We start from the raw sequence: 4,398 nt of genomic DNA on the forward strand, positions 1-4,398 counted from the left end.
TGGCATCGCCTACTTAATTTTAAAAAGTGGTGAGAAAATGGCGATTAGAGTATTACTCAAAGCCAAGGAAAGTCAGTAGATAAAATACAACAAACGATTCAATTAGGATCATGACAAGACGTCAGCCATAATGTGCTGGCGTTTTAGTTTCCTGTTTGTAGGATTTTTATCTAAAAGGCAAACCCATTTATTGTGTTGTAGTTTGAGTTAATGGTTTATGCCTTGTGCGCAAGATAGCTTAGCAGGTTTATGTATCGAGAAACGTGTGTATAATTCGCCACGAATTACGATTTATAGATATGAAAGGTAAGTATGGCAGTCCTCGAAATTCTCTCCATTCCAGACCCAAGGCTTAAAGTAAAAGCAGAAAAAGTCACTGATGTATCGACAGTACAAACGCTGATAGACGATATGCTAGAAACACTTTACGCAACGGGCAATGGTATCGGTTTAGCTTCAACCCAAGTAGGCAGAAAAGAGGCGGTTGTTGTCATCGATATCTCTGACGAACGCAATGATCCTTTAATCTTGGTTAACCCAGAAGTGGTGAGCGGAGAAAACAAAGCACTTGGTCAAGAAGGGTGCCTATCTGTTCCTGAGTACTACGCAGATGTAGAGCGTTACACGTCAGTTGTTGTTTCTACACTAGACCGTGATGGCAACCCGATTACAATCGAGAGCGATGAGTTCTTGGCGATTGTGATGCAGCACGAAATTGATCACCTATCTGGTAACTTGTTCATTGATTACCTTTCACCGTTAAAGCAAAAAATGGCGATGAAAAAAGTGAAGAAGTACGTAAAATCGCAAGCTAAGTAATATGAAAGGAAGTAACTCACAACCGCGAGTTACTTCCTTGTAAATCAAGAATAGGACGGTAGGGAGAGCGGTTTATCTCTGCTTTTGGGGGACATAACGCTTTACGACCTTCATAAGCCTTTGAAATGAAGAACAGTCCATATGTGACTCATGAGGGCAGGTGGCAACATGGTTTAGGCTGTCTCGCACCGCTTTCAAACGTTTTATTTGCTCATCAATCTCAAGTGCCTTTTTCGTTAGTAAGTCACGATCGATATATGGCTTTGAAACTTCTGATTGATTCAACATTTCTGCCATTTCGTTAAGCGATATTCCAGCGATACGCCCCAAACTAATTAAATTGAGTGTATTGAGTACCTCTGGTGAATATTGGCGTCTCAATCCATTCCTTCCTATCGAGCGAATTAACCCCAGCTGTTCGTAGTACCTGAGCGTTGAAGTCGGCAATCCTGATTTTCTAACCACTTCTGCAATATCCATATTATTCCCCATTGACTTCAAGTTGGCTTTAAGTTGTAGCATGCAACTAAGACCTTAACAAATCAAAAACTTGAGGAGAGAAAAATGCTGCTTTTAATGGGATTGCAAGCGGTGCTAATAGGGATTGGTGCCACTTTGATAATGGATTTATGGGCATGGTTACAAAGGAGAGTGTTTGGTATTCCTTCATTAAACTATGCGTTGGTTGCGCGCTGGGTTTTGTACATGCCCCAAGGAAAGCTTATGCATGCGCCAATTATGGCGTCAGAGGCGATGCCGGGAGAAAAGTCACTTGGCTGGTTTTTGCATTATGCCATCGGCGTTACTTTCGCTTTGGCTCACGTTACTGTTTTTGGTCATCATTGGTTGGTAGAGCCCAGTCTAATGCCCAGCTTAATTACAGGCGTGGTAACGTTGATCTTCCCATTTTTGGTCATTCAACCTTGTCTAGGATTTGGTTTTGCTGCGAGTAAAACCCCAACACCTTGGAAAGCCCGTTTTCTTAGCACATTGGCGCATTTGGGTTATGGTTTGGGTTTATTCATAGCCGGGTTTGCAATCAAAGTTACGAGCCAGTATTTTGCATAGATAAAATGAGCATCATGCAAACGAGTGGTTTTTATCTATGATGCTCAACTCTTGGTTGTTTTTTGCGCTTTGATCATAGTTGACCGATATGTCTAAAGTCTGTTGCATTTATCCAAGACGTAAAGTCGGCGGACATTTAACATTGCCTTAACGTCAGAATGGCAAGCGGTTTACCAAGAAAAACTAAAATTATCTGGTTTGACATAAAGAATATTAAGGGTTTCAGATGGCTTCAAAAGTGGCAGGGATATCAATACTGAGTTTATTGGCAGCGCCAGTTGCGATGGGAGAAACAGCCAGTGCTTATGATTTATGTTTGCTAGACAAAATAAAGCAAAGCAAAGCAAAGGTGAAGAAACCATAAAGAGCATTCGCGCGCAGTGTGAGCTTGACACAGTAACCAGCACAGTGCCCGCTGATCCAGAAATTGAAGAGCCTGAAGAACTTCAGGAAAGTTTGGTCGACAAGCGTTTGGAATCAGAACGAGAAAACGCGTTCGAACCGTTTAGTCTGGTCGCGCATCGCGTTAACTATATTCTTCCGTTTACATACAGTGATCGTGTAAATAAACGCGCGTATGCCGACACCAAATACGGCGATGAACTGCGTAAGGAAGAGGCGGAGTTCCAAATCAGTTTTAAAGTACCAATGAACTATGATGACTTGTTGTTTGATGGCGATGGTCTGTTTTTTGGAATGACTCTTAAATCATTTTGGCAGGTATACACGGGTGCAGCATCTCGTCCATTCCGTGAAACCAATTATCGTCCAGAGCTTTTTTACTACACCCCAACTGACTGGAAACCACTTGATGGTTCGACTTGGTTAGGTTTTGGTATTGAACATGAGTCTAACGGTCAGAGACAGGAGCTATCGCGAAGTTGGAACCGTGTCTATGCCAACGTAACCTTTGCAAAAGACAATTTTGCGGTTTCTATCCAGCCTTGGTGGCGTATACCTGAAGATGAAAAGACATCGCCTAATGATCCCAAAGGTGATGATAACCCGGATATCGAAGACTATATGGGACACTTTGAGCTATCGAGTGCTTACAAGTGGAATGGTTACGAGTTTACCTTTTTAGGTCGCCAGAACTTTCAAACACATAAGGGTTTTGCGGAACTGGGTGTGTCATTTCCGATTTGGGGCAAAGTTCAGGGGTACGCACAATACTCAGCGGGTTATGGTAAGAGCTTGATCGACTATGATCATAATCAGCAGCGGATTGGTGTTGGTATTGCAATTAACGGTGTTTTGTAGTTTTTCGTAGATGGATAGAAATTAACACTGGCAATTGAAATTTCAATATTTAGAATGCGAGGCTGAAATTGATTTCTAACCTAGAGTGATTTTATGCTTCGTGATTACACCTTCGATTGTCTTGTAACTATGCCTCGCCATGAGCTGGAAGAGTTTAGTGCTCGTATGATCAGTAAAATGGTGCCAGAAGACGTGATGAATGAGCTGTTCACTTTTGATCAAGAAGAAGTGGATAGTGAAGACCGCATGTTGTCTGCACGTCTTGATGCAATGCTACGCATGACAGCAATCGCACTGAGTGAAATTCAACAAGCGTTTGATGACTCAGACAACGCAAAGCAAAATAGCGAGCGAATGACGCGATTGGTGCTTTGGCATTTCTACGCGATCTCATTCCGTTTGGAAGAGGCCATCACGCTAGAAACACACTGTGCGCTAGTGGAAAAACTAATCGAAAATGCACCTTCGGATGTTTTTGCGTGGGTAAAAACATTGACGGAGCTGCTGCACACTTACGCTGAAATCAACGCGAAAGAGAATCCTCAAGACTAAACACCTGTCGTTTATCGTTCAGTAAATTAGAAACAAGGCGAGCCATTTGGATCGCCTTGTTTTTTCGCGTCAGATAAACCTTCGGGTTTGAAATACCAAACAAGCCTAGACTCAGATTTGTTCGTTCACTAGCGAACGGCGTGATTCCTTCTTACACTAAATCAAGGTGTTTGTTGCTAAACAAGCAAATGCATGACTAAGTCGTGTATTATTTTCCACTTAAATGCGGATAATTTATGTCGAAGAACCTTCTGGTTTTTAAATTGGAACCGACTATTGAGCGTGTACGCTTTCCAGCTGAGCTTCATCTATCTAAAGGAAATGAACGATGGATCCGTTAACGCAAGGTTTATTGGGTGCAGCTTTGCCACTGGCGGTGAGCAACAAGCGAAACCTTGCAGTTGTTGGCGTGTTGGGCGTGGTCTCTGGGATGGCTCCGGATTTAGATGTGCTAATCCGTTCTTCAACTGATCCTTTGCTGTATTTGGAATACCATCGCCAATTTACTCACTCGCTCTTGTTTATCCCGTTTGGTAGTTTCATTTGTGCTTTGTTGTTGTATCCATTGTTCGCAAAAAAGCGAGGACTAAGCTTCCGGCAGAGTTGGTTTTACTGCGCGCTTGGTTATAGTACCCATGCGTTATTAGACGCATGCACCAGTTATGGAACACAGCTTCTATGGCCGATAAGCAACACGCG

5 protein-coding genes and 1 pseudogene are annotated in these 4,398 nt (G+C 42.6%); 5 read left to right on the plus strand and 1 reads right to left on the minus strand.

All coding sequences use genetic code 11. The features are described 5' to 3' along the window. Positions 1-312: 312 nt before the first annotated feature. Positions 313-819 (plus strand): peptide deformylase, encoded by a 507-nt coding sequence (gene def, locus CAG68_RS10995; RefSeq protein ID WP_161441146.1) that lies wholly within the window; start codon positions 313-315, stop codon positions 817-819. A 72-nt stretch (positions 820-891) separates the two neighbouring features. Here def and CAG68_RS11000 read toward each other — a convergent pair whose 3' ends face one another. After that, positions 892-1,299 carry a helix-turn-helix domain-containing protein gene (locus tag CAG68_RS11000; protein ID WP_021707542.1) on the minus strand — a complete coding sequence of 136 codons (408 nt, stop codon included), beginning with the start codon at positions 1,297-1,299 and terminating at the stop codon, positions 892-894. Positions 1,300-1,383: 84 nt separating this feature from the next. Here CAG68_RS11000 and CAG68_RS11005 point away from each other — a divergent pair, with 84 nt between their 5' ends. From CAG68_RS11005 to CAG68_RS11020, 4 genes and pseudogenes are all read left to right on the plus strand, one after another. Then, a complete protein-coding gene (locus CAG68_RS11005; protein ID WP_005376471.1) occupies positions 1,384-1,887 on the plus strand; it encodes a DUF2938 domain-containing protein in 504 nt (167 codons plus the stop codon). 226 nt (positions 1,888-2,113) lie between these two features. Further along, positions 2,114-3,147: pseudogene (locus CAG68_RS11010) on the plus strand (phospholipase A). A gap of 93 nt (positions 3,148-3,240) precedes the next feature. Continuing rightward, positions 3,241-3,699 carry a hypothetical protein gene (locus CAG68_RS11015; RefSeq protein WP_005388759.1) on the plus strand — a complete coding sequence of 153 codons (459 nt, stop codon included), beginning with the start codon at positions 3,241-3,243 and terminating at the stop codon, positions 3,697-3,699. A gap of 328 nt (positions 3,700-4,027) precedes the next feature. Next, positions 4,028-4,398: metal-dependent hydrolase (locus tag CAG68_RS11020; protein WP_161441147.1), on the plus strand; the 371-nt coding region annotated here is incomplete at its 3' end.

The sequence above is a fragment of the Vibrio sp. V42_P2S4T144 genome (assembly GCF_009904715.1).
GTDB classification, from domain to species: domain Bacteria; phylum Pseudomonadota; class Gammaproteobacteria; order Enterobacterales; family Vibrionaceae; genus Vibrio; species Vibrio alginolyticus.

Bases quoted from the DNA above. Each gene is read 5' to 3' on its own strand.
- def (WP_161441146.1), top strand. From the start codon at position 313: ATGGCAGTCCTCGAAATTCTCTCCATTCCAGACCCAAGGCTTAAAGTA.
- CAG68_RS11000 (WP_021707542.1), bottom strand. From the start codon at position 1,299: ATGGATATTGCAGAAGTGGTTAGAAAATCAGGATTGCCGACTTCAACG.
- CAG68_RS11005 (WP_005376471.1), top strand. From the start codon at position 1,384: ATGCTGCTTTTAATGGGATTGCAAGCGGTGCTAATAGGGATTGGTGCC.
- CAG68_RS11015 (WP_005388759.1), top strand. From the start codon at position 3,241: ATGCTTCGTGATTACACCTTCGATTGTCTTGTAACTATGCCTCGCCAT.